This is a genomic window from Candidatus Methylomirabilis sp. (assembly GCA_036000645.1).
Lineage (GTDB): Bacteria > Methylomirabilota > Methylomirabilia > Methylomirabilales > JACPAU01 > JACPAU01.
Genome location: DASYVA010000028.1, coordinates 1 through 22,156 on the forward strand (window position 1 = coordinate 1; position 22,156 = coordinate 22,156).

General features: G+C 69.7%; 24 protein-coding genes and 1 tRNA gene. 9 read left to right on the plus strand and 16 right to left on the minus strand.

Features of this window, described 5'->3' with window-relative positions; translation table 11 throughout:
- Window positions 1–61 precede the first annotated feature (61 nt).
- From VGT06_01360 to VGT06_01395, 8 genes are all read left to right on the plus strand, one after another.
- The gene (locus VGT06_01360) at window positions 62–283 is read left to right on the plus strand and encodes a hypothetical protein (GenBank protein ID HEV8661779.1); all 222 of its coding nucleotides are present in this window, start codon (window positions 62–64) and stop codon (window positions 281–283) included.
- Window positions 280–438, plus strand: coding sequence for a hypothetical protein (locus VGT06_01365; GenBank protein HEV8661780.1), 159 nt, complete (start codon window positions 280–282; stop codon window positions 436–438). Before VGT06_01360 ends, VGT06_01365 begins: the two co-directional genes overlap by 4 nt.
- 3 nt (window positions 439–441) lie before the next feature.
- On the plus strand, window positions 442–873 hold the full coding sequence (locus VGT06_01370) for a hypothetical protein (protein HEV8661781.1): 432 nt from the start codon (window positions 442–444) through the stop codon (window positions 871–873).
- Window positions 874–876: 3 nt separating this feature from the next.
- Window positions 877–2,031 (plus strand): tyrosine-type recombinase/integrase, encoded by a 1,155-nt coding sequence (locus tag VGT06_01375; GenBank protein ID HEV8661782.1) that lies wholly within the window; start codon window positions 877–879, stop codon window positions 2,029–2,031.
- A gap of 1,009 nt (window positions 2,032–3,040) precedes the next feature.
- Window positions 3,041–3,511 (plus strand): TIGR00725 family protein, encoded by a 471-nt coding sequence (locus VGT06_01380; GenBank protein ID HEV8661783.1) that lies wholly within the window; start codon window positions 3,041–3,043, stop codon window positions 3,509–3,511.
- A gap of 86 nt (window positions 3,512–3,597) precedes the next feature.
- Window positions 3,598–4,113, plus strand: coding sequence for an adenine phosphoribosyltransferase (locus tag VGT06_01385; protein ID HEV8661784.1), 516 nt, complete (start codon window positions 3,598–3,600; stop codon window positions 4,111–4,113).
- A 22-nt stretch (window positions 4,114–4,135) separates the two neighbouring features.
- Window positions 4,136–4,211, plus strand: a tRNA-Arg gene (locus tag VGT06_01390).
- A gap of 44 nt (window positions 4,212–4,255) precedes the next feature.
- Window positions 4,256–4,975 carry a tetratricopeptide repeat protein gene (locus VGT06_01395; protein ID HEV8661785.1) on the plus strand — a complete coding sequence of 240 codons (720 nt, stop codon included), beginning with the start codon at window positions 4,256–4,258 and terminating at the stop codon, window positions 4,973–4,975.
- 267 nt (window positions 4,976–5,242) lie between these two features.
- Here the strand turns inward: VGT06_01395 and VGT06_01400 are convergent, their stop codons facing one another.
- The 15 genes from VGT06_01400 to murJ form a co-directional block, all read right to left on the minus strand.
- Window positions 5,243–5,725: a bifunctional nuclease family protein gene (locus VGT06_01400; protein HEV8661786.1), complete on the minus strand. Its 483-nt coding sequence runs from the start codon at window positions 5,723–5,725 to the stop codon at window positions 5,243–5,245.
- Between the two features lie 2 nt (window positions 5,726–5,727).
- Window positions 5,728–6,228, minus strand: coding sequence for an HIT domain-containing protein (locus tag VGT06_01405; GenBank protein HEV8661787.1), 501 nt, complete (start codon window positions 6,226–6,228; stop codon window positions 5,728–5,730).
- A 53-nt stretch (window positions 6,229–6,281) separates the two neighbouring features.
- A complete protein-coding gene (locus VGT06_01410) occupies window positions 6,282–8,117 on the minus strand; it encodes an adenylate/guanylate cyclase domain-containing protein (GenBank protein HEV8661788.1) in 1,836 nt (611 codons plus the stop codon).
- Window positions 8,118–8,218: 101 nt separating this feature from the next.
- On the minus strand, window positions 8,219–8,500 hold the full coding sequence (locus VGT06_01415) for an HU family DNA-binding protein (protein HEV8661789.1): 282 nt from the start codon (window positions 8,498–8,500) through the stop codon (window positions 8,219–8,221).
- A gap of 57 nt (window positions 8,501–8,557) precedes the next feature.
- Window positions 8,558–9,448, minus strand: coding sequence for a signal peptide peptidase SppA (sppA, locus tag VGT06_01420; protein HEV8661790.1), 891 nt, complete (start codon window positions 9,446–9,448; stop codon window positions 8,558–8,560).
- A gap of 20 nt (window positions 9,449–9,468) precedes the next feature.
- Entirely contained in the window at window positions 9,469–11,163 is a 1,695-nt protein-coding gene (locus VGT06_01425; GenBank protein ID HEV8661791.1) for a 30S ribosomal protein S1, read from the minus strand.
- A gap of 23 nt (window positions 11,164–11,186) precedes the next feature.
- Window positions 11,187–11,837 carry a lysophospholipid acyltransferase family protein gene (locus tag VGT06_01430; protein ID HEV8661792.1) on the minus strand — a complete coding sequence of 217 codons (651 nt, stop codon included), beginning with the start codon at window positions 11,835–11,837 and terminating at the stop codon, window positions 11,187–11,189.
- Window positions 11,838–11,917: 80 nt separating this feature from the next.
- On the minus strand, window positions 11,918–12,604 hold the full coding sequence (gene cmk / locus VGT06_01435) for a (d)CMP kinase (protein ID HEV8661793.1): 687 nt from the start codon (window positions 12,602–12,604) through the stop codon (window positions 11,918–11,920).
- Window positions 12,604–13,935, minus strand: coding sequence for a 3-phosphoshikimate 1-carboxyvinyltransferase (gene aroA / locus VGT06_01440; protein ID HEV8661794.1), 1,332 nt, complete (start codon window positions 13,933–13,935; stop codon window positions 12,604–12,606). Before aroA ends, cmk begins: the two co-directional genes overlap by 1 nt.
- Window positions 13,923–14,915 (minus strand): tRNA (adenosine(37)-N6)-dimethylallyltransferase MiaA, encoded by a 993-nt coding sequence (gene miaA / locus VGT06_01445; protein ID HEV8661795.1) that lies wholly within the window; start codon window positions 14,913–14,915, stop codon window positions 13,923–13,925. The genes aroA and miaA overlap by 13 nt, the downstream gene beginning before the upstream one ends.
- On the minus strand, window positions 14,912–15,238 hold the full coding sequence (locus VGT06_01450) for a hypothetical protein (GenBank protein ID HEV8661796.1): 327 nt from the start codon (window positions 15,236–15,238) through the stop codon (window positions 14,912–14,914). Before VGT06_01450 ends, miaA begins: the two co-directional genes overlap by 4 nt.
- A gap of 53 nt (window positions 15,239–15,291) precedes the next feature.
- Window positions 15,292–16,293 (minus strand): ketol-acid reductoisomerase, encoded by a 1,002-nt coding sequence (gene ilvC, locus VGT06_01455; GenBank protein ID HEV8661797.1) that lies wholly within the window; start codon window positions 16,291–16,293, stop codon window positions 15,292–15,294.
- 232 nt (window positions 16,294–16,525) lie between these two features.
- A complete protein-coding gene (gene ilvN / locus VGT06_01460; protein HEV8661798.1) occupies window positions 16,526–17,101 on the minus strand; it encodes an acetolactate synthase small subunit in 576 nt (191 codons plus the stop codon).
- A 50-nt stretch (window positions 17,102–17,151) separates the two neighbouring features.
- On the minus strand, window positions 17,152–18,915 hold the full coding sequence (gene ilvB, locus VGT06_01465) for a biosynthetic-type acetolactate synthase large subunit (protein HEV8661799.1): 1,764 nt from the start codon (window positions 18,913–18,915) through the stop codon (window positions 17,152–17,154).
- Window positions 18,916–19,084: 169 nt separating this feature from the next.
- Window positions 19,085–20,650 carry a murein biosynthesis integral membrane protein MurJ gene (gene murJ, locus VGT06_01470; protein HEV8661800.1) on the minus strand — a complete coding sequence of 522 codons (1,566 nt, stop codon included), beginning with the start codon at window positions 20,648–20,650 and terminating at the stop codon, window positions 19,085–19,087.
- Between the two features lie 123 nt (window positions 20,651–20,773).
- Here murJ and rpsT point away from each other — a divergent pair, with 123 nt between their 5' ends.
- Window positions 20,774–21,055 carry a 30S ribosomal protein S20 gene (rpsT, locus tag VGT06_01475; protein ID HEV8661801.1) on the plus strand — a complete coding sequence of 94 codons (282 nt, stop codon included), beginning with the start codon at window positions 20,774–20,776 and terminating at the stop codon, window positions 21,053–21,055.
- Here rpsT and holA read toward each other — a convergent pair.
- Window positions 21,052–22,053 (minus strand): DNA polymerase III subunit delta, encoded by a 1,002-nt coding sequence (gene holA / locus VGT06_01480; GenBank protein ID HEV8661802.1) that lies wholly within the window; start codon window positions 22,051–22,053, stop codon window positions 21,052–21,054. The genes rpsT and holA overlap by 4 nt on opposite strands.
- Window positions 22,054–22,156: the final 103 nt, after the last annotated feature.

The window sequence follows — 22,156 nt, forward strand, 5'->3', positions numbered from 1 at the left end:
GGGCGAGACGCCCGGAACCTCCGCTGGACCATGCGCCGGTTCGCGCACTAGGGAGGCCGCCATGCTGATGCACCCGGCGAAACCGCCGGACCTCGACGACGTCGAGCGGCAGCTCACCCTCCTGGCCCTCGGCCTCCGGGCCCTGACCAACGCGGACGAGGGGCAGCCGGAGCCCGAGGAGCTCGGGGCGCTGTGGCTCCTCGCGCTGGAGGCGCGGAATACGGTGCGGCTGCTGTTGACGCCGGGCCAGGATATCGAGAAACCGAACGGGGGGAAGACGTGACGCTGGCCGGCTTCCGCAGCCTCCTCTACATGCTCGCCCGCCTCCTCGGGGACATGAGCGCCGTCCTGCGGGGCCGCGTCGGCCAGCGGGTGGCGCGGCGCATAGTGGGGAAGTGGACGGGGCGGGGACTGGGAAGGATCTTTCGTGGGAGGTGAGGGATGAGCTCAGCCGAAATTCCCGATAGCGTCCCGGCCGACCCGAGCATCCGCACAGAGGAATGGCTCCGCTCTCACATACCGAAGGGCTTGTTCACTCTGCGCCTGCGGGAGCGCGATGGGATTCCCTTCTTAGTGCTGGATGGTGGCGAGGATCTTTTCCTCCCGTTGAGTCGCGGGCCACAGAACTACTTGCTTGGGGCATACATTGCCTTCAAGCTGATGAAAAACGAAGTCAGACCAGCGACCGAGGAAGCGGCGATAGAACTTGAGGCGATGGATGGAGAGCGTGTCGGTTCCGCCCTCGTGCGGAACAAGGTGTATCAGGGAGTCCAGACCTTCGCCGTGGATTTGTACGATCTGGCCGGGGTGCAGGTCGGTAGCTTTGATCCCGGGGTGGAACCAGAGGGCACGGGGGACGAGGAGGAGGACTGAGCGATGGCGAGCATCCACAAACGCGAGGGACGGCCGAAACCCTTCTTCGTCTTCTGGCGGGAGCCCGGGACCAAGCGGCTCCGCCGGCAGGCCTTCGCCACGCGCCGGGAGGCGGAGGACTACCGCGATGCCGTCAGTCAGGACCTCCGGCGGGGGATCTACGTCTCGCCGAAGCCTGTCCCCTTCGGCGAGTGGGCGGACGGGTGGCTCGAGCGGCGCCGCCCGGCGGTCAGCCCGAACACGGCGGCGCACTATGAATGGGCAATCGCGCGCCTGAAGGCGGCCTTCGGGCCGACGCCGATGCAGAACCTCCGGGCGGAGCAGATCGAGTCCTGGCAGGCGCAGCTCCTGCGGGAAGGGACGCTCGGCCGCCGGAGCGTGCAGCATCTCCGAGTCGCCCTCGGCACCATCCTGGCGGACGCGCGGAGGAAGAAGGTCCTCTACGCGAACCCGCTGGAGGCGGTGGAGCGGTTCAAGGTCCCGAGGCGCGAGCTCCGCTGCCTGACGGTGGAGCAGCTCGGGGCCCTCTGTGAGCAGGCGGGCCGCCTCTACGGGATCCTGTTCCTCACCCAGGCCCTCTGCGGGCTGCGGACTGGCGAAGTCCTCGGCCTCCGGTGGGCCGACCTGGACCTCGCTGGCGGCCGTCTCTTCGTCCGCCGGCAGGTGGTCTGGCGCCGGAAGCAGGACTGCACGGCCGGGGAGCCGCGGTGGGCGTTCGCGGAACCGAAGTCCGAGGCGGGGAGGCGCGTGGTCGAGGTCCCGCCGGTCCTCGCCCCCTTCCTCGCAGCGCACCGCGCGCGGCAGAACGGGGCGGCCACACCGGAGGGCCTGGTCTTCTGCACGAGGCAGGGGACGCCCCTCGAGGGTCGGAACGTCCGCCGCCGGCACTTCCAGCCCGCCTTGAAGGCTCTGGGCCTCTCGGGGATCCGGCCGCACGACTTCCGGCGGACCTTCATCGCGCTCCACGTCGAGGCGGGCACGCACCCGAAGCTCGTCCAGGAGCGAGTCGGCCACAGCGACGTCCGGATGACCATGGACACCTACGCGGAGCTGGCGGGGAAGATGGCCTTGCCCGCGGAGCAGGCCTCCCGGTTCAACGGCCTCGCGGCGAAGGCGCTGGCCGATCCTGGGGAACATTTGGGGAACATGAGAACCTGAAACAGGCTAGAATGAGCCGAAGCATCCTGCAACGTGAGGGGGCCTAAGTACCGGAGAACATGGGCCACCCCGCACGAGGCCGAAACAGCCTGAAAGACCTGGCTTCGATTCGGGACCAAGGGGTCGCTGGTTCAAATCCAGTCGCCCCGACCATCTCCCATCCCGAGAACAAAGGCCCCGGGGGAAAGCCCGCCGGGGTCTTTGGCTTTGTGAGGGGGTTCTGGGAAATATTGTGGAAACCATCAGCCCTGCGCGGGGGGCGCCTGCCGGGGTGTAGGGTAGGGGGCGCTGGTTTGGGATCATGAGAGCAGGTGCTGCTGGAGTGCATCGGGTCCGGGGGCTCCCATAGTCCTCTTGGCATGGGCTCCTAGAAAAGCCCAGACCGAGCAGGATGTATCAGGCCATCTGCTGGTACGTGGAGGGTTGGCTGCCTGAGCCGGGGGCGATCGGGCAGCTTGAGGCGCCTCACCTGGAGATGCGAGGGGAAAAGGAGGCCAAGCCATGGTCGGCGACGCGCACAAGGGGGCACGCCCCACAGACTGGTCGTGGGAAGATGTGGCAGACCGACTCCGGAAGGCCGTTGAAGCGGAGCTTTCGCGGTGCCCGGAACGGGAGCGAGCCGCCATTGCTGATATCCTAGAAACCATTCTGCTGGAAGTTCGTAACACGAAGCGGATTCAAGGGGCGTTCCCACCACAACCCGAGGATGCTGGGCGGGGGGGGGAAGCCCGGCGACGGGAAACGGACCGGTTGTGATCACAACGCAGTGGCATCTGCCGCCGACTGCACCCAACGTGGATACGATGCTCCGGCTCCCGTCCAATGGCCGTGGTGTTTCTGGGGCGGTCGGGCCGCCCGAGGCCGGGGAGCCCGTGGTACAATCGCCCCGAGCGGGACCACGGGGCGAGCCGGCAGAGAAGGGCCGGCCAGGCCTGGCGGGACAGGCTGCGCCTCGGCGTTGACTCGCGCGGGGAATTGGCGTACAACCACGCCGGGTTCGGGGGAGGGGATGCTCGCGCGCAGGCGCCGGATCGGGGTGATCGGCTCGAGCCGCCCCACCCCGGAGGGTGCCCGGCTGGCCGAGGCGGTCGGGCGCCTCTTGGGTGAGGCCGGGGTGGTGCTCATCTGCGGGGGCCTCGGTGGGGTCATGGAGGCCGCCGCGCGCGGGGCCGCGGGGGCAGGGGGCCTGACGGTGGGCCTGCTACCGGGCATGCACGCCGGGGACGCGAACCGCTACATCGCGCTGCCCCTCCCGACCGGCCTGAGCTACGCGCGGAACCTCCTGGTGGTGCGGGCCTCGCAGGCCGTCGTCGCCATCGAGGGGGGGTATGGGACGCTCTCGGAGATCGCCTTCGCGCTGCAGCTCGGGGTCCCGGTCATCGGTCTCCACACGGGGCACCAGGATCCGAAGATCCGGCGGGCCGGGAGCCCGGAAGAGGCGGTGAGCCTCGCGCTCACGGCGGCGGGGGAGGGAGGGTGAGTCAGGAGGGGGCGCGGCGAATACCGGCAGCCTCGCGGGGAGAACGGCGGAGGGGTCGGGTGCCACCGAGTGGAGGGGGTGTGGGCATGGACAGCCTCAAGGCGAAGATCCGCGACATCCCCGATTTCCCCAAGCCCGGCGTCGTGTTCAAGGACATCACGCCGCTGCTCGCGGATGGCCCCTCCTTCCGGACCCTGACGGAGGCGCTGGCCCGTCGCTTCGCCGACCGGAAGGTCGATGTGGTCGTGGGCGTGGAGGCGCGGGGCTTCATCATCGGCTCGGCGGTCGCCTACGTCCTGGGGGCCGGGATCGTCCTGATCCGGAAGAAAGGCAAGCTCCCCTACAAGACGCACAAGGCGATCTACCAGCTGGAATACGGGACCGACACGCTGGAGATCCACGAGGATGCCATCAGGCCGGGGCAACGGGTTCTGATCGTGGATGATCTGCTGGCAACCGGGGGGACGGTATGTGCCGCCATTGACCTGGTGAACAAGTTGGGCGGAACCGTGGTGGGCGTCGGTTTCCTGGTGGAGCTGACCTTCCTGAAGGGACGGGAGAAGCTTCACGAGCACGAGGTCTTCGCGTTGCTCCAGTTCTGAGGGTGCAGAGGCTGCCGCGCGTGGCCCTATAGCTCAGGGGACAGAGCGAGAGTTTCCTAAACTCTGCGTCGCAGGTTCGAGTCCTGCTAGGGCCACCATCCAGGGCCGGACCGGGGCAGGCCGGACAGGAAGGATTTGCGGGGTGGCGACGGGAAGGGCGGCACAGGGGTCCGCGGGAGGCGCGCTCTCGGGGGGGCGGTGGGGGGCCTTCTGGAGGGCGGCCACGAGCCGTCGGACGGTCGCCGGTCTCGGCCTGGCCTTGCTCACCTTGCTGCTGGTCGGGGCGGGGATCCTGGCGTACCGGCTGTACGCGGCACGTCAGGAACTGCAGGCCCAGGCGCTCCTCGGGGAGGCGCTGACCAAGGCGGAAAATATCCTGGAGGTCGTCCGGGGGGGAAAGCCGGAGGACCTGAAGCCGGAAGCGGCTCAGGAGGCCCTGAGGGCTCTCCAGACGGTCCGGGAGGAGTACCCGAGAAGCGACGCTGCCGGATTCGCCCTCCTGCAGGCTGGGCACCTCCAGTATCGACTGGGGCGGTACGCTGAGGCGGCCAAGACCTACGAAGCCTACCTGCACGAATACCCCCGGGGCCCCTTCGCCTTCTGGGCGGCCATGGGCCAGGGCTACAGCCTGGAGGGGGAAGAGGCGTGGGACCGGGCTGCCAGGGTCTACGAGGCGGCCGCGGAGCGGCACGCAGGCAGTGCCCTAGCTGCAGAGGCCCTGATGGGTGTCGGGCGCTGCTATGAGGCCGTGGCGCGGCTCGGGGAGGCTCAGGCGGTCTATACCGAGGTCGTCAAGAAGTACCCAGAAACCGTGTGGGGCTCCCTTGCGGAGCGGCGGCTGGCGTTGTTGGAGGCTCCGTAGGGGCCGAGGAGATATATAGTCTGATAATAGGGATTATGTAAACTATTTATTGAATCATCCCCGCAGCCTTACCTCCACCCCTCCCCAGCTCCAGACCGTCGGAACCATCCCCCAGCGCCCTCGAACGTCCCCGCCCCCCGCCTCCCACCTCCTCGCGACTCCCCCTCCCTGCGCCACGAAGATCCTCCCGGCTTTTGTCCCGGCAAAAACATATCGCCCCGGAGAATCCTCCGGGGCGTCCACCGCGCGCCAGTCTCCCGGGCTCCTCTACATCTTGTACTTCCCGAAATCCTCCGGCTTCAGGTTTTCGAGCCACTCCCGCCAGCGGTCCGCCTCTTCCTTCTCTTCGCTGACCTCGATCGACTTGGCCTTCGTCACCACCTTCTCGGTGACGAAGATCGGGGCGTTTACCCGCAGGGCGAGGGCGATGGCGTCCGAGGGCCGGGAGTCGATGTTCACCACGTTGCCGTTGACGCTGATCTCGATGACCGCGAAGAAGGTGTTGTCCTTCAAGTCGTTCACCACCACTTGCTGCACGCTGGCCCCGAGGCCGTCCAGGATGTTCTTGATCAGGTCGTGGGTCATGGGCCGCGGGGTGGAGATCTTCTCCAGCTCGAGCGCGATGGCGTTCGCCTCGAAGATCCCGACCCAGATCGGGAGGGCCCGCTTGTCATCCGCGTCCTTGAGGATGATGATGGGCATGTTGGTGAGGGGGTCCAGGGCGATCCCCCGGACGGTCATTTTGATCATCCTCACCGTCCTCCCTCACGGGACGCGGCCGCGAACCGCGGGGCCAGCTTGGCGTAGGTGGCCGCGAGATGCTCGGGCATCACCTTCGTTTCTCCGATGACGGGCATGAAATTCGTGTCGCCGCTCCACCGGGGGACGATATGGAGGTGGAGGTGGTCCTCCATCCCGGCCCCCGCCACCTTCCCCAGGTTCAACCCGATGTTGAACCCGTCCGGGCGCAACTCCTCCCGGAGGAGGCCCTCGCTCCGCTGGACCCAGCGCATGAGGTCGAGGAGTTCATCGGGGGAAAGGTCGGCGAGGCGGTCACAGTGGCGGAAGGGGGCGACCAGGAGATGCCCGTTGTTATAGGGGTAGAGGTTCATCAGGACGTATGCCCACCTCCCCCGGGCCAGAACGAGGTTCGCGGGGTCATCTGCCCCGCTCGCCTTCTGGCAGAGAATGCATCCCCCCTCCCGGGGGCCCGTGATGTACGCCATCCGCCAAGGGGCCCAGAGGGTCTCCATTCCCCGGCCGTCCTCCGGGGCGCGGGCCCCGCGAGGTCCCACCTCCTGCCCGCTTAGACGGCCACGATTCGGTAGACCGGGATGGAGCGGACCACGCCTTTAAACTTAGCATCGCCCACGTACTCGAGCAAGATGTTTTTTTCCAGCACGGGATCGCGGAAGCTATAAGTGGAGCCCCGCTGGCCCTCCTGGCGCTCCATGGTGACCGCCTGCGCCAGGGCGTCCACCGTCTCCTGGCTGGCGGCGATGCCGGAGTTGTAGAGCACCCCCGTCCCGTCCACCCAGACCTCCGCCGGCTTCTCGGTCTGGGCCAGGGGGGGCGCCGCGACGTCCCCCCCGTTTTCTTCCTCCTCCGGCCCCTTCCCCCCCGAGCCGCTCAGTCGGCCCGCGATGTTTACATGGCGGCCGATAACCGTGGTGTCCATGGCCATCTCGTCCAAGATGAAGCGGGCGACCTGGGCCCGCCCGGTGTGGAGGCTGATCCCCATCTGGAACCGGGTCTGGCCCTCCTTCCGGAATCGCGCCATGAGCTCCTGCAGGGCGACGGCGGTCCGGACGGCGTTCAGCTCGTCCTGCTTGCTCACCGTCGTCGCCCCGAAGGTGATCATCACCCCGTCGCCGGTGAACTTGTCGATGCTTCCCTGGAAGCGTTTCACGATGCCGGCCAGGGGGTCGAAGACGTGGTAGAGGTGCTGGGTCAGCTCCCCTTCCGAGACGGCCCCCTCCGAAGTCCGGGTGAATCCGCGCAGATCCGCGAACAGGATCGTGACCTTCCGGGCGCTGTTCAGGACCTCCAGGGACTCGTGGAACCGGTAGAGGCGGCCCTCTGCGAAGAGCTGCTTGAGCTGCCGGTCGTCCAGCCCGGGGGGGATGAGGGTGATGCCCTGGCGCAGGAGGTCGATGATCTCCGTCCGCCGGACGGCCTCCACCAGATCCCGGTAGTCCGCGAGCAGCTCGCCCCACCCTCCACGTCGCTCGGCCCCCTGGCGCAGCAGGCGGTTCCCCCGGAGCTTCTCTCCGGTCCCCTCGTAGTCTGTGAAAAGGTAGGTGAGGACGTGGGGGTTGCAGAGGATCTTCTGCTCCGCCTTCTCCTCCCCGTACTGGGTTGCGGGAAGGGTGGGGAGGCGCTGGGCCAGCAGATCCAGCAGGCGCGCCTCCCGCCGGCCGAGGCCGGCCCGCAGCCGCTCGCGGCAGATCCCCGAGATCTCCTTGTACTCTCCGAACGAGAGCCGGAACCGCTTATTCTGGTCAATGAGGACGACGGCCAGGTTGAGCTGGGCGAGGCTGGACTCGGTGAGGGGAAGCTGGTCGTCGAAGATGCTCTCGATGAGGCTGGGGTTGAAGTCGTCCCCCAGGTTGTACCGGAGGCGGTCCGGGGCCGTCGCCCGGAACCGCTGCCAGACCGTGCGGTGGGCGTTCCGGTAGAAGCCCCGCAGGAGGGGATGCATCTGGTACTTGATGTACCCCCGCAGCCCCGGGCGGCGGAAGAACTCCTCGATGACCTGGGCCACTTCCTTGGAATGGGCGAGCCAGAAGAGGTTGAGGAGTCCCAGCCGGCGATCGTTGGCGATGATGTTCGAGGTGATCTGGCTGAGGATCGTGAGGTAGGCCCCCTGGGCGTCGTCCCGGCGGTCGCCGGGTGTCGCGGTCAGCCGCGGGTCCGCAGCGCGCCGCTCCGTCAGGGAGTCATAGATGGTGGCGATGAAGGCGGCCGCCCGGGCCTTCAAGCCCGAGTGGAGCTCCACCACGAGGAGGGCGCCGGTGCCGGTGAGGGCCTGGCCCTCCGGGAGCCGAGGGAGGTTCACGCCGAAGAGCTCGGCCGCCTCCTCCGGGCGCCCCTCGATGAACCGCGTGGCCCGCCTGCCTGCCCCGTGTGCGAGGATGCGCATCCGTGCCGTCCGCCGCCCCGCGCGGCGCACCCGGCCTGAGTCGAAACCGGAGGGCCCCCGGCGCTCCGCGTCCCGCCCGTCCCCCGCCGCCCCGGGTGCCCTCAGCTATCCACGAGGACTTTCAGTTCCTTGCCCGGCTTGAAGTAGGGGACCTTCTTGGCGGGGACGCTCACCGGCTTGCCCGTCTGGGGATTGCGGCCCTGACGGGCTTCCCGGCGACGGACCCGGAAGCTGCCGAAGCCTCGCAGTTCTACCTTCCCGTCGTTCGGCGAGGCGAGGGCCTGGGCGATGCTCTTGAAGATCGTGTCGATGACGACCTCGGTCTCCTTCTTGGTGAGGTTGACCGTCGTGGCCACCCGTTCGACCAGGTCCGCCCGCGTCATGGATGAGTCCTCCCTCGGAGCCAAGGGTCCGTTCCGGGGCCGGCCGCCCGGCGGCGGCTACGGGAGATGAAAGAGGTAGGCGAGGGTGAGCGAGGAGCTGGGGCCTGCCAGGCCCCACGGCTCGGCAAACTGCCACCCGGTCAGCAGGCGCAGGAGGGAAAACCGCGGCTTCTCGATCTGGGTCACGGCCGGCCGACCCGGGATGCCCGCGAGGGCCCCGGCGCGGGTCAGGGCGTCCTGAAGGTCCCCCAACTCGTCCACCAGCCCCAGCTCCTGGGCTTGCCGCCCGCTGAAGATCCGCCCGTCCGCGAGCTGCTCCACCCGCCCCCGCTCCAGCCTCCGGGCCTCGGCTACGGCCTGGATGAACTGGTCGTGGACGTCGTCCAGCACGCTCTGGAGGATGCGCCGCTCCTCGGGAGTGAGCTCGCGGGTCGCGGAGGCCAAGTCCTTGTAGGCCCCGCTCTTGATCACCACGGATCGGATGCCGATCTTCTGGAGCAACTCCCCGAAGTTCGGGATCTGCATGATGACGCCGATGCTCCCCGTGATGGTGCCGGGGTTCGCCAGGATGCGGTCGGCCGCGCTCGCCACGTAGTACCCGCCCGAGGCGGCCAGGGAGCCCATGGAGACCACGACCGGCTTGCCGTGCACGCGCCGGACTTTGAGGAGTTCCTCGTAGATCTCCTGGGACGCGGCGACCCCGCCCCCGGGGCTCTCGATCCGGATGAGAAAGGCGCGGACCGTCGGGTTCTGCAGGTGCCGTTCCAGCTGCTGGACGGTCTCCTTGGAGTCCAGGATGACCCCGTCGATTTCCACCAGGGCGACCTTGGGCCCTCCGAAGGTTTCCCGGATGCCCGTGAGGTAGGCGAGAGCGAAGACGGCGGCAAAGAAGAGGACGCCCGCACCGCCCACGATCGCCAACGCCCGGAGCACCGACCGTCGCGCCATGCCCCCCGCTCCGCCCCGCCCTATCGCTGGCGGAACTCCTCCTCGTCTCCCTCCGCCGCGGCCCGGGCTTCGCGGTAGGCCCGGAGGCTGAGGCCGATCTTGCGCTCGTCGGCATCGAGCTTGATGATCTTCATGGTGAGCTCATCCCCCACCTGCACCACGTCCTCCGGCTTGTTGACCCTTCCCTCGCTCAGTTCGGACACGTGCAGGAGTCCCTCGATGCCGTCGGAGAGCTCCACGAAGGCCCCGAAGTCGGTGAGCCGCACCACCTTCCCGGTCACGTCCATCCCCACCCGGTAGCGCTCCGGGACCGTCGTCTGCCACGGATCGGGCTGGCACTGTTTGAGGCCGAGGGAGATGCGGCGGTTGTGCCGGTCCACGTGGAGGACCAGCGCCTCCACCTTGTCCCCCTTCTTCAGGAGCTCGGACGGGTGCCGGACCCGCTTGGTCCAGGACATGTCCGACACGTGGATGAGCCCGTCGATGCCATCCTCCAACTCCACGAAGGCGCCGAAGTCGGCCAGGTTCCGGACCTTCCCCTCCACCCGGGTGCCGACCGGGTACCGCTCCTCGATGAAATTCCAGGGGTTGGGCTCGACCTGCTTCATGCCGAGGGAGATCCGCTTCGCCTGCTTGTCGATGTCGAGGACCATCACCTCGATGACGTCGCCGATCGACACCACTTTGGAGGGGTGCTTGATCCGCTGGGTCCAGGACATCTCGGAGATGTGCACCAGCCCCTCCACCCCGGGCTCCAGCTCCACGAAGGCGCCGTAGTCCACGAGGGAGACCACCTTGCCCTTCACCTTCGAGCCGACGGGGAACCGCTGGTCGGCCCCCTCCCAGGGATCCGCCAGCCGCTGCTTGTACCCGAGCGAGATCCGCTCCGTGGTCCGGTCGAACTTCAGGACCACCACTTCGATCTCGTCCCCCACCTGGAAGAGCTCGGTCGGGTGGTTCAGCCGCCCCCAGGACATGTCCGTGATGTGGAGGAGCCCGTCCAGGCCTCCCAGATCCACGAAGGCGCCGTACTCGGTGATGTTCTTGATCTTGCCGCGGAAGACCTTCCCCTCCTCCAGGCCCGCCAGGGTCTGGGCCTTCAGCGCCTTCCGCTCCTCCTCGAGCAGCTCGCGCCGGGAGAGGACGATGTTCCCCCGTTTCTGGTTGAGCTTGATGATCTTCATCGGGAAGGTCTTCCCGATGAGCCGGTCCAGGTCCCGGGCCGGGCGAAGGTCCACCTGCGAGCCCGGGAGGAAGGCGCGGACCCCGATGTCCACCATGAGGCCGCCCTTGGTCTTCCCCACGATGGTGCCGTCGACCGCTCCCCCCTGCTCGTAGACCCGGCTGATCTGCTCCCAGATCTTGATCTTCTCCGCTTTTTCCCGGGAGAGGACGATGAGGCCCTCGCTGTCCTCCTTCGACTCCAGGTAGACGTCCACCAGGTCCGCCGCCTGGACCGTCACCTCGCCCTGCGGGGTCGTGAACTCCTTCAGGGGGACGGAACCCTCGGACTTGTAGCCGATATCGATGAGGACCGCGTCCGCGGTGATTTCGATCACCCGCCCCTTCACGATCTCCCCTTCGGCGATGTCCTTGAAGGTCTGATCGTAGATGGCCTGCATCTCCGCCGTCTGGGCGGCGGCGCGCGGATCGTAATCCGGGTCGGTCGGGAGAAGGGAAGGTTTGGGCATCTTCGTGGACCGTGGCGCGGGCATCTGCGGTGGCACCTCCTCCTGGGTTACGGTGAATAGCTCTTGGATGGCGCTTCGGTAACCGCGGGCTGTCGCGCGCCGGCCTGCAGGCGCGCGATGGCGTCCATGATCTGTTGGCTCAGCGCCTCATAAGGCTCCCGCCCCTCCCCGAGGGGCGGGCGGAGGACGATCGGCGGGCCGATCCACACCCGAACGGCCGCCGGGCGGGGACACCACCCCCCCCGGGGGAGCACGGCCGCCGTTCCCTCGTGGTAGACGGGGATGACGGGGCAACCGCTCCGGAGGGCAAGCATCCCCACCCCCGCCTTCCCCGGCTGCAGGCGCCGGCCGTCCCCTCGGGTCCCCTCAGGAAACACCAGCAGCCCTTCCCCTTTTCGGAGGAGGGCCAGGGACCGCTTGAAGGCCGAGGGATCGGCCTGGTTCCGGCTGATGGGGAACGCCTGGAGCTGCCGCATGAACCAGCCGGCGGCGGGGTTCCGGAACAGCTCCTCCTTCGCCAGATAGTGGAGCTTCCGGCGGACGGCAGATCCGACCACGAATGGGTCCACGTTGCTCACGTGGTTCGCTGCGAAGATGGCGCCGCCCCGCTCCGGAACATGCTCCCGCCCCACGACCCGGAGCTTGCAGAATCCCTTCAGCCCCAGGAGGGCCAGCGCCCGGATGAGCGTGTACAGCATCTGCCGCTATCCTCGCGCTGCCAAAGCGGTATATGCTACCTGTGCCTCGCGGTGCTTGGCAAGGAAAAAAATCGCCTGCACTAGCCTCTCCGCTGCCGCTCGCGCACGACCGCCAACATCGCCTCCAGGACCGCCTCCGGTGGAAGGCTCGTCGTGTCCAGCCGCATCGCGTCGAGGGCGGCGGTGAGGGGAGCGGCGGCCCGCCCCATATCGCGCTGATCCCGGCTCAGGACCTCGCCCCGGACCGCTTCGAGGGAGACCCGCTCCCCCCGGGCGACCGCCTCGGCATGGCGCCGGCGCGCGCGCGCCTCCGGGCTCGCGTCCAGGTAGAACTTGACGTCCGCCGCCGGGAAGACCTGCGTGCCGATGTCGCGGCCGTCCATCACGATCCCCCCCCCCGCGCCGAGGGCCCGCTGCCGCGCCACCATCACCTCCCGGACCGGCGGATGCACGGAGACCAGCGAGGCCCCCCGATCCACCGCGGGCTGGCGGATGGCCTCGGTCCAGTCCTCGCCGTCCACGCGCAGGCGCTGCCCGTCCGGCTCCGGGACGAACGCGATGTCCATCCGCTCGAGGAGGGCGCGGAGGCCGAGGCCATCCCCCCAGTCCACCCCCCCGCGCAGCGCCTTCAGCGCCAGCGCCCGGTACATGGCCCCGGTATCCACGTGCCGGTACCCCAGGCGCGCCGCGAGCAGGCGGGCAGCCGTGCTCTTGCCCGCCCCCACCGGCCCATCGATGGCGATGATGAGGCCTCTCTCCCCCACCATCAGCCATCCCGATCCCCGGTTTCCAAGCGGGCATCGGCGACCGGGGCGACCGTCCGGAGGAGGGGAACGAAGTCGGGGAAGGAGGTCCCGATGCAGGCGCTGTCCGCGATCCGGGTCTCCCCTCTCGCCACGAGCGCGGCCACGGCGAGCGCCATCGCAATCCGGTGGTCCCCCCGACTCGAGCAGGAGGCACCCGCCAGGGGGCGCCCGCCCCGAATCGTGAGGCCATCCGGACGCTCCACCACGTCAACTCCTAGGCGGCCGAGCTCGGCCGCGAGCGCCGCGATCCGGTCGCTCTCCTTGACCCGTAGCTCCCCGGCGTCCCGAATCTCGGTTTCCCCCTCCGCGCACGCCGCCGCGACGGCGAGGATCGGGATCTCATCGATGAGCCGGGGGATGAGGGGACCTCCCACGGACGCCCCGCGAAGGGGGGCGGCGGTCACCACTAGGTCCCCCACCGGCTCGCCGCAGACCTCGCGGCGCCCCACGACCTCGACGGTCGCCCCCATCGTCTGAAGGGCATCCAGGAGGCCGGTCCGCGTCGGGTTGAGCCCTACCCCCGCGAGCGTCACGCGGGAGCCGGGGACGAGGCAAGCGGCCACCAGGAAAAACGCGGCCGAGGAGAAATCGCCGGGGACCTCCACCGGGACGGCCGTGAGGCTCCGGGCCGGTGCCACCGTCGCCGTCCGTCCGGTCCCCTCTACCGGGTGACCGAACCCCCGGAGAAGCCGCTCCGTGTGATCCCGGCTGGGGGCGGGCTCGACGACCGTCGTCGGTCCCTCCGCGTAGAGGCCGGCCAGGAGGAGGGCGGATTTGACCTGGGCGCTGGAGACCGGGCTCTCGTGCCGGACTCCCCGGAGGGGACCCCCCCGGATTGCGAGTGGGGGGTACTGGTCCCCCGCGCGCCCCCAGATGGATGCCCCCATCTGGCGCAGTGGCCCGATGATCCGGCCCATGGGCCGCTGGCAGAGGGACGCGTCCCCGGTGAGGATCGAGAGGAAGGGCTGCGCCGCCAGGATCCCGCTGAGGAGTCGAAGGGTGGTCCCGGAGTTTCCCGCGTCGAGGACCCCCTCCGCCTCCCGGAGACCGTGGAGGCCCTTCCCGTGCACCCGCAGGACGGGCCCCCCCCACCCCTCCACCTCCACCCCGAGGGCCCGGCAGGCCGCGGCGGTCCGCCGGCAGTCCTCGCCGGCAAGGTATCCCCGGATCTCGGTGGTCCCGTCTGCGAGGGCCCCGAGGAGAATGGCCCGATGGGTGATCGATTTGTCCCCGGGCACCCGCAGGCGCCCCGCCAGGGGCGGGGCGGGGCCCCGAATGGTCAGGCGCTCCACGAGGCCGCCTCGTCCGTCACCCGGCCCGCCAGGCGGGCCAGGATCCGCTCCGCCGTTGTCGCCGGGGACTCTGTCGGGGCCAGGCGAAGCCAGACGATGCCCGGTTCCCTCCGGAACCAGGTGAGCTGGCGCTTCGCGTAGCGGCGGGTATCCCGCTCCATCAAACGGATCGCCTCGGCCGCGGATCGATCCCCTCGCGCCACGGGGACGAAATGCCGATAGCCCAGCCCGCGCATCGGCCGGGTGCCCCCGGAGCCCCGGGCCAGCAGGCCGCGCACCTCCTGCTCGAGGCCGGCTGCTACCATCGCCTGGACGCGGGCCGCGATCCGGCGGTACAGATCCGCCCGGTCCCGCGTGAGCCCGACCACGAGACCCACCGGCGCCCCCCGGGTCCGCCGGTGATCCGCCTGCAGCCGGGAAAGGGGAATGCCGGTCTGCTCGAGAACCTCCAGGGCCCGGAGCACCCGGGCTCGATCGTTCGGGCTCAGGCGAGCCGCCGCCTCGGGGTCCGCGGCCGTCAGGCGCGCATGGAGCGCTGCCGTCCCCAGGCGGCGCGCCTCGGTCCGGAGGCGGAGGCGGAGGGTCGGGTCCGGGGCGGGCACCTCACAGAGGCCCTGCCGCAACGCCCGGAGGTACAGGCCGGTCCCGGCCACCACCAGGGGAAGGCGCCCGCGCGCCCGGATGGCGACGCCCGCCGCCAGGGCGGAGGCCCGGAAGGCGGCGGCGTCGAATCCCACCGCGGCCTCCACCAGGTCCAGCCCGTGGTGCGGGAGGGCGGCCCGCTCCCCGGCCGTCGGCTTGCCGGTGCCGACGTCGAAGCCGCGGTAGACTTGCATGGAGTCCGCCACCACGATCTCGGCGTTCAGGCGCGGAGCGAGGGCGAGGGCCACGGCACTCTTCCCGACGCCCGTGGGACCGGCCAGAGCCAGGAACGGGAGGGGGGGAGGGACGGTGATCGACAGGAGGGGGGGGCGGTTCACCGGGAGGGCTCGGTGTACTCGACGGTGAACTGCATCACGTGGGTATACCAGAGAACCCGAACCGGCACCGCCCACTGGAGGCGGGCGTACGCCCGCTGGGCATCGACGGAAGTCACGAACTGTTGCCCCGGGATCGTGACCTCCCGCTCCTTGAGTTTTTCCTCGATCTCCCGCCGGAGGCTCGCCTCGCTGTGACCCGGGGCCCTGGCGAGGCGCACAGCAGCCTGGACGCCGTCCTTGATGTAGAGGTAGTCCACGTAGGCGGGGACCGTCTGGATCGCCAGGTGCAGCGCGAGCGCGGCGAGGAGCAGGAGGACGACCACCCCCGCGCCAATGCGCCCCGCCCTCCCACCGGGAGCCGCCCGCAGGGTTGGCGTTACTTGGGCCCTCCCTTGATCCAGGACATCATGCTGCGGAGCTGCTTGCCGACGCGCTCGATCGGGTGCTCGGCGTCCCGCTTGCGGAGCGCCAGGAAGGAGGGGCGCCCGGCCGCGTTCTCCAGGATCCACTCCCGGGCAAACGCCCCGCTCTGGATCTCCTCCAGGATCCGCTGCATTTCCGCCCGGACGGCTGGGCTGATGATCCGGGGGCCGCGGCTGTAGTCGCCGTACTCGGCCGTGTCGGAGACCGAGTAGCGCATGTAGCTGAGCCCCCCCTGGTAGAAGAGGTCCACGATGAGCTTCAACTCGTGCAGGCACTCGAAGTAGGCCAGCTCCGGCTGGTAGCCGGCCTCCACCAGCGTCTCGAAGGCGGCCTTCACCAGGGCCGAAACTCCCCCGCAGAGGACCGTCTGCTCGCCGAACAGGTCGGTCTCCGTTTCCTCCCGGAAGGTGGTCTCCAGCACCCCCGCCCGGGTGCAGCCGACGCTCCGGGCGTAGGCGAGGGCAACGGCCTTCGCCTTCCCGGAGACGTCCTGGTGGATGGCCAGCAGGGCCGGCACCCCCGCCCCCTCCGTGAAGACCTGCCGCATCAGGTGGCCGGGAGCCTTGGGGGCGATCATGGACACGTCCACGGTCTCGGGGGGGACGATCTGGTGGAAATGAATATTGAAGCCGTGGGCGAACATGAGGGTCTTGCCCGGCGTCAGGGCCGGGCGGACTGCAGCCTCGTAGACGGCCCGGTGGGTCTGGTCTGGAAGGAGGATCATGATGACCTGCGCCATCTGGGCCGCCTCTTCCACCGTGGCCACTTTCAGCCCGTCCGCCTTGGCCTTGTCCCACGACTTGCTCCCCTTGTAGAGGCCCACCACCACCTCCTGGCCCGAGTCCCGGTGGTTCAGGGCGTGGGCATGCCCCTGGCTCCCGTAGCCCAGAATGGCGATGGTCTTCCCCCGGAGCAGGCTGAGGTCGGCGTCCTTGTCGTAGTACAGATGGGCCATGGGATCCTCCGGTGGGGGCGCCTAGGGCCGGGCCAACTGACGTTGCCTCACTGCGTTCTCGGTCGTCGGCGGTCCGGAGCGTACCAGGAGCGTACGCCTCCCCACCCACCTGCGGTGGGCGGGCACCCACGGAGGTGGGGGACCGCTCCTCCCTCGGGCCTCGTGATGCTCGTCATTTGGCCGGGCACCCCAAGGGTGGTCTGAGGATTAGCCGCAATGCGTTGCAGTCGCACTAGTCGTCGTAGCCGACAGCTCGGGGCGCACTGTGGAGCTGTTGCAGCCTGGCCTGATCCTTGCGGCTGAGGGCCTTGCTCCCGCGGGCGATGGCGACCTTGCCGGTCCGGACCACCTCCTGGATGCCGAAGGGCCGCAGGAGCTCGATGATGGCGCCGATCTTGCTTTCGTCCCCGGTGATCTCGAGGGTGTAGGAGACGGGGGTCACGTCCACGATCTTCGTCCGGAAGATGTCGGCGATGCGGAGGACCTCTGCACGGGTTCCCGGAGCGGCGCCGACCCGCAGGAGAAGCATCTCCCGGCTCACGTGCTCCTCGTCGGTCAGGTCGATCACCTTGATGACGTCGAGCAGCTTGTGAAGCTGCTTGACGACTTGCTGGATGACCGGTTGGCTGGCCCGCACCACGATCGTCATGCGGGAGATGGTGGGATCGAGCGTCTCCCCCACGGAGAGGCTGTCGATGTTGTAGCCGCGGCTGGAGAAGAGGCCGGAGACTCGGCTCAGAACCCCGGAGCGGTTCTCCACCAGGAGGGCGATCGTGTAGCGGCGCACCTCGGACGCGTCGGTCGCCATGCGCGGCGCGGGGAGGCGCGGCCTCCCCACCTGTCTCCTCTCGTGTGGGCTTAGAAGCCGGTCAGCTTGGCCGCGCGGGCCTTCGCCTCTTCCGGCCTTTCGCTCATCGGCTTCGCCAGCACCATGTCCCTGACCGCTGCCCCCGCCGGGACCATCGGGAAACAGGCCTCCTCGGGGTCCACGACAAAATCGATCAGCACCGGGCCGGGGTGCGCCAGCGCCCGTTCCCAGGTGGCGGTCACCTCGCCCGGCCTCTCGGCCCGGAGCCCCAGGATGCCGAAGGCCTCGGCCAACCGGACGTAGTCGGGGCAGACGGAGAGGTCGATGCCGACGAACCGGCGGTTGTAGAAGAGCTCCTGCCACTGCCGCACCATGCCGTGCGCCCGGTTGTTCACGAGCGCGATCTTCAAGGGGAGGCGCTCCTCCACCACCGTGGACAGCTCCTGCATGTTCATCTGGAAGGAGCCGTCCCCCAGGAGGGCGATCACCAGCTTGTCGGGCCGGGCCACCTGGGCGCCCATCGCCGCCGGCAGCCCGTACCCCATGGTGCCCAGGCCCCCCGAGGTGACCCAGTGCCGCGGCTTGTTGACGATGAAGTACTGGCCGGCCCACATCTGGTGCTGGCCGACGTCGGTCGCCACGATGGGGTCCAGGGAAGCGGTCTGGCGGGAGGCCTCCTGGATCACGTGCTGCGGCTTGATGATGGCATCGCTCCACTCGTAGCTCAGGGGATGCTGCGCCTTCCAGGCCCGGATCTGCTGCCACCAGGCATCCCGGCTCTCCTTCCAGGACCCGTCGTCCAACTGCCGGAGCTCCCGGTTCAGCCGCGCCACGACGTGCTTCGCGTCCCCCACGATGGGAATCTCCACGTGGAAGTTCTTCGCGATGCTGGACGGGTCGATGTCAATATGGATGACCTCGGCCTCGGGGCACCAGGCGTCCAGCTTCCCGGTGACGCGGTCATCGAACCGGGACCCCACGGCGATGAGGAGGTCGGTGCTGATGACCGCCATGTTCGTGTACCAGGCGCCGTGCATCCCCAGCATGCCCAGGTTGAGGGGGTGGTCGCCCGGGAAGGCCCCGATCCCCATCAGGGTCATGGTGACCGGGATCTGCGTCAGCTCTGCCAGCTCCCGGAGCTCCGGAGCGGCGTCCGCATTGATGACCCCGCCCCCCACGTACAGGATGGGCTTCTTGGCCTTGAGGATGGCCTGGGCCGCCTTCTTGATCTGCCCGGGGTGGCCCTCCACGGTCGGGTTGTAGGAGCGGAGGAACACCTTGTCGGGGTAGGCGAACTCGGTCTGCTTGAGGAGGATGTCCTTGGGGAGGTCCACGTGCACCGGGCCCGGCCGACCGCTGCGGGCGACGTAGAAGGCCTCCTTGATGATCGAGGCCAGCTCCTTGACATCCTTCACCAGGTAGTTGTGCTTGGTGCAGGGGCGGCAGATCCCGACGTTGTCCGCCTCCTGGAACGCGTCGTTGCCGATGAGGTGCGTCGGCACCTGCCCGGTGAAGGCGACGATCGGCATCGAGTCGATCTGGGCGTCGGCCAGGGCCGTCACCAGGTTCGTGCACGCCGGACCGGAGGTGACCAGGCACACGCCGACCTTTCCGGTGACGCGCGCGTAGGCCTCCGCGGCGTGCCCCGCCGCCGCCTCCTGCCGCACCAGGACATGGCGCAGCTCCTGGCGCTGCACATAGTCGTAGAGGGCGTCGTAGACGGGGAGGACGGCCCCGCCCGGGAGGCCGAAGATCACGTCGACCCCCTCCCGTTTCAGGCTCTCGCAGAAGATCTGGGCCCCCGTCATCTTCACGGATCACCCTCCCGTCGGACGGTACCGCCCGCGGGCCCCCGCCGGCCCGGGCCCGGCTCTCCGGACATCCAGCGCGACCGGGTCGCCTCCCCGGGCCGGCAGACCAGAGATGACTGATGAAATCGATTAACTAGCAGTGCGGCCCTGGAATGTCAATGGAAATTTGGACTTACAGCTTCCCGCCGCGACCGGCGAGCCGCGGTCGGAGCCGCCCGAGGAGCCGCTGGGCCTCCTCGACACGGAGGAGGGCCGTGGCCCCCAGGAAGAGGGCTCCGCCCAGCAGGATGGCTCCCCCCAGGGCGGCCGCCTTCGCCGCGAGCCCCGCGAGCCCGAGGACATCCCCGCGCTGGAAGAGCAGCGCCAGACCGCCGCCCATCAGGACCGCGGCGCCCGCCACCTTTCCCAGAAACAGGCGGAAGCCGCCCCCCCCGAGGCCGCCGAGGCGACGGGAGAGGCCTCGCAGGAGCAGCGCACTGTAAAACAGCGAGGTGAAGGCGGTGGAGAGGGCGAGGCCGGCCGCCCCGAGCGGCCGCATGAGGAGGATGCTCAGGATGATTCCCGCCCCCACGGCCACCGCGGCCGCCCGGACCGGGCTCCGGGTGTCCTGGAAGGAATAGAAGGCCGGGGCCAGGATCCGGTTGCCGACGTAACAAGGGAGCCCCACCGCGTAGGCCAGCAGGACCTCCGCCGTGGCGAGCGTTGCCTCCCGGCCGAAGGCCCCCCGCTCGAAGAGCAGATGGACGATGGGGGTCCGCAGGGCGATCAGCCCTGCCATCGCCGGGAGGGTGAGGTACAGAGCCCCCCGCAGGGCCGAGAGCAGCGTCCCCCGGACCTCGGCCGGGGCATCGCGGGCGGCGGCTGCCGCCATCGTGGGGAAGGCGGCGGTGGCCATGGCCACGCCGACTACGCCGATGGGCAGGTGGATGAGGCGGAAGGCATAGTAGAGGTGGGAGGGCGCCCCCTCCTCCAGGAAAGAGGCGAGCAGGGTGGTGACGAAGAGGCTCACCTGGGTGATCGCCAGCCCGGCGGTGGCCGGCCCCATCAGGCGCATCATCCGACCGAGCAGGGCGCGCTCCCCGGGAGTTGCCACTTCCGTCAAACGCAGCCCCCGCGCGGCAGCCACCGGGAACTGGAGGAGGAGCTGGAGCGCGCCTCCCACGAGGACGCCGTAGGCGAGGGCCAGGATCGGCTCCGCGAGTCGCGGCGTAAGCCACAGGGCAGCCCCGATCATGGCCAGGTTCAGGAGGGCCGGCGAGATGGCCGGGGTCAGAAAGTGGCCCAGGGAGTTGAGCAGGCCCATCAGGAGGGCCCCGAGGCCGACGAAGAGGATGTAGGGGAAGAGCCAGCGGGTGAGGGTGACGGTCAGCTCGAACTTCCCGGGCGACGCGGTGAAGCCGGGGGCCATGCCCGCGACGAGATACGGGGCCAGGAGGACGCCGGCGAGGACAACCAGGCAGAGGATGGCGGCGAGGGTGCGGCACGCGGCCGCCGCCACCCGGAAGGCGGCAGGCCGGCCCTCCCGCACCAGCACCTCGTTATAGATCGGGATGAAGGCAGCGGAGAGCGCCCCCTCCCCCAGGAGCTCCCGGAGGGTGTTGGGGATCCGGAAGGCCACGAAGAAGGCGTCGGCGGCGGCCGAGACGCCGAAGGCGCGGGCGATGACCATGTCCCGGAGGAACCCCAGGACGCGGCTGAGGGCGGTGGCCCCGCCGACCACGAAAGCGGCGCGGGCCATGCGCGGGTGGAGGCCGGGTGGCATGGGTCGCTGTACACTTCCCGCTTGACAGAGGCCGGTGGAACTCAGTATACAGTCGCTTCGTGCCGGCACGCTGCCGGCCAGGACAGGAGTCGATCCACCATGCCGAACATCGCCTCAGCGAAAAAACAGCTCCGCCAGGCGGCGAAGCGGGCCGCCCGGAACCGGGCCGCCAAGAGTGCCCTGCGCACCAAGATCAAGAAGATCCGCCAGGCCCTCGGGGAGGGGAACCCGGACGCAGCCCGCGCCGCGCTCGCGGAGGCCATCCCCGCCATCGACAAGACCGCCTCCCGAGGGATCATCCACCGGCGGACGGCGGCCCGCTACAAGTCCCGCCTCATGCGCCTGGTGGCTGCTGGAGCCGCCCGGCCTGCCTCTCCCTAGCGGCAGAGCTCCAGGACCGCCAGATCCAGGCTGAGCACCCCGTCCCTCCGCCCACCCTTCAACTCGCCGTCCAGGCGGGCGAGACGCGTCAGGCCCTGCTCGAGCCACGCGGGGCTGACCTGGCGCGCCTGCGCCTCGAGCCGCGCCCCCAGGAAGCTCTGGAGGCCGAGCTCACGGGCGAGTTCCGCTCCCCGCTTCCCTGCCGCCAGACCCTCGCGGGCCCGGAGGAGGAGGCGGAACTGCCGGGCCAGCATGCCCAGGAGCGCCAGAGGGGATTCCCCCAGGGTGAGCAGCCGCCGGCTGAGGTGCAGGGCCGCCTCGAGCTCGCGGGAGGCGACCGCGTCGGCCAGCTCGAAGATCCGGCGGACCCGCTCCTCCCCCACCAGAGCCTCCACGGTCGCCGCCGCGATCGCCTCTCCCTCCCCGACGAAGAGGGTGAGCTTCTCGAGCTCTGCGGCCAGGCGCTGGGCGTCCGGCCCCAGAAGGCTGACCAGGAGGCCGGCCGCGTCCGGGGTGAGGCGCGTGCCCAGGCGGCGGGCCTCCTCCCGGAGCCAGGTCCGGGCCTCCCCCTCCCGGAGGGGAGCAAAGGCCAGGGCAACGGCGCCCGGGACGCTCTCCGCGAAGCGCTTCGGCGGGCCCTCGAGCCGGTCCCGCGGGGTGGCGAGGAGGAGGAGCAGGCAGGTGCTCTCGGGGGGCGGCTGGAGCGCCGCCTCGAGGGCTGACCAGGCGGGGGCAGGGAGGCGCTCCGCCCCCCGCACCAGCACGACCCGGCGCGGGGCGAAGGCGGGGAGGGTGCGGCAGCGGGCAGCCAGGTCTCCCGGGTCCGCGGCGTCCCCGTGGAGAACTTCCAGGTTCAGATCCCGGAGACCGGGGGGGAGAAGCCGGGCGAGCAGGCCCTGGACGAAGCGCTCCTTGAGGAGCACCTCGGGTCCATACAACACGTACACCGGGGCCGCCTGGCCCTCCTCCGGTCGCTCCGCCTCCCGCCGCAGCGCCACCGTCCCTCCTAGTGTGACTCCAACGAATTCTCCCTCATCCCCACGCCACGGGTGGAGTGCCGGGCCAAATGACGAGCATCACGAGGCCCGAGGGAGGAGGCGG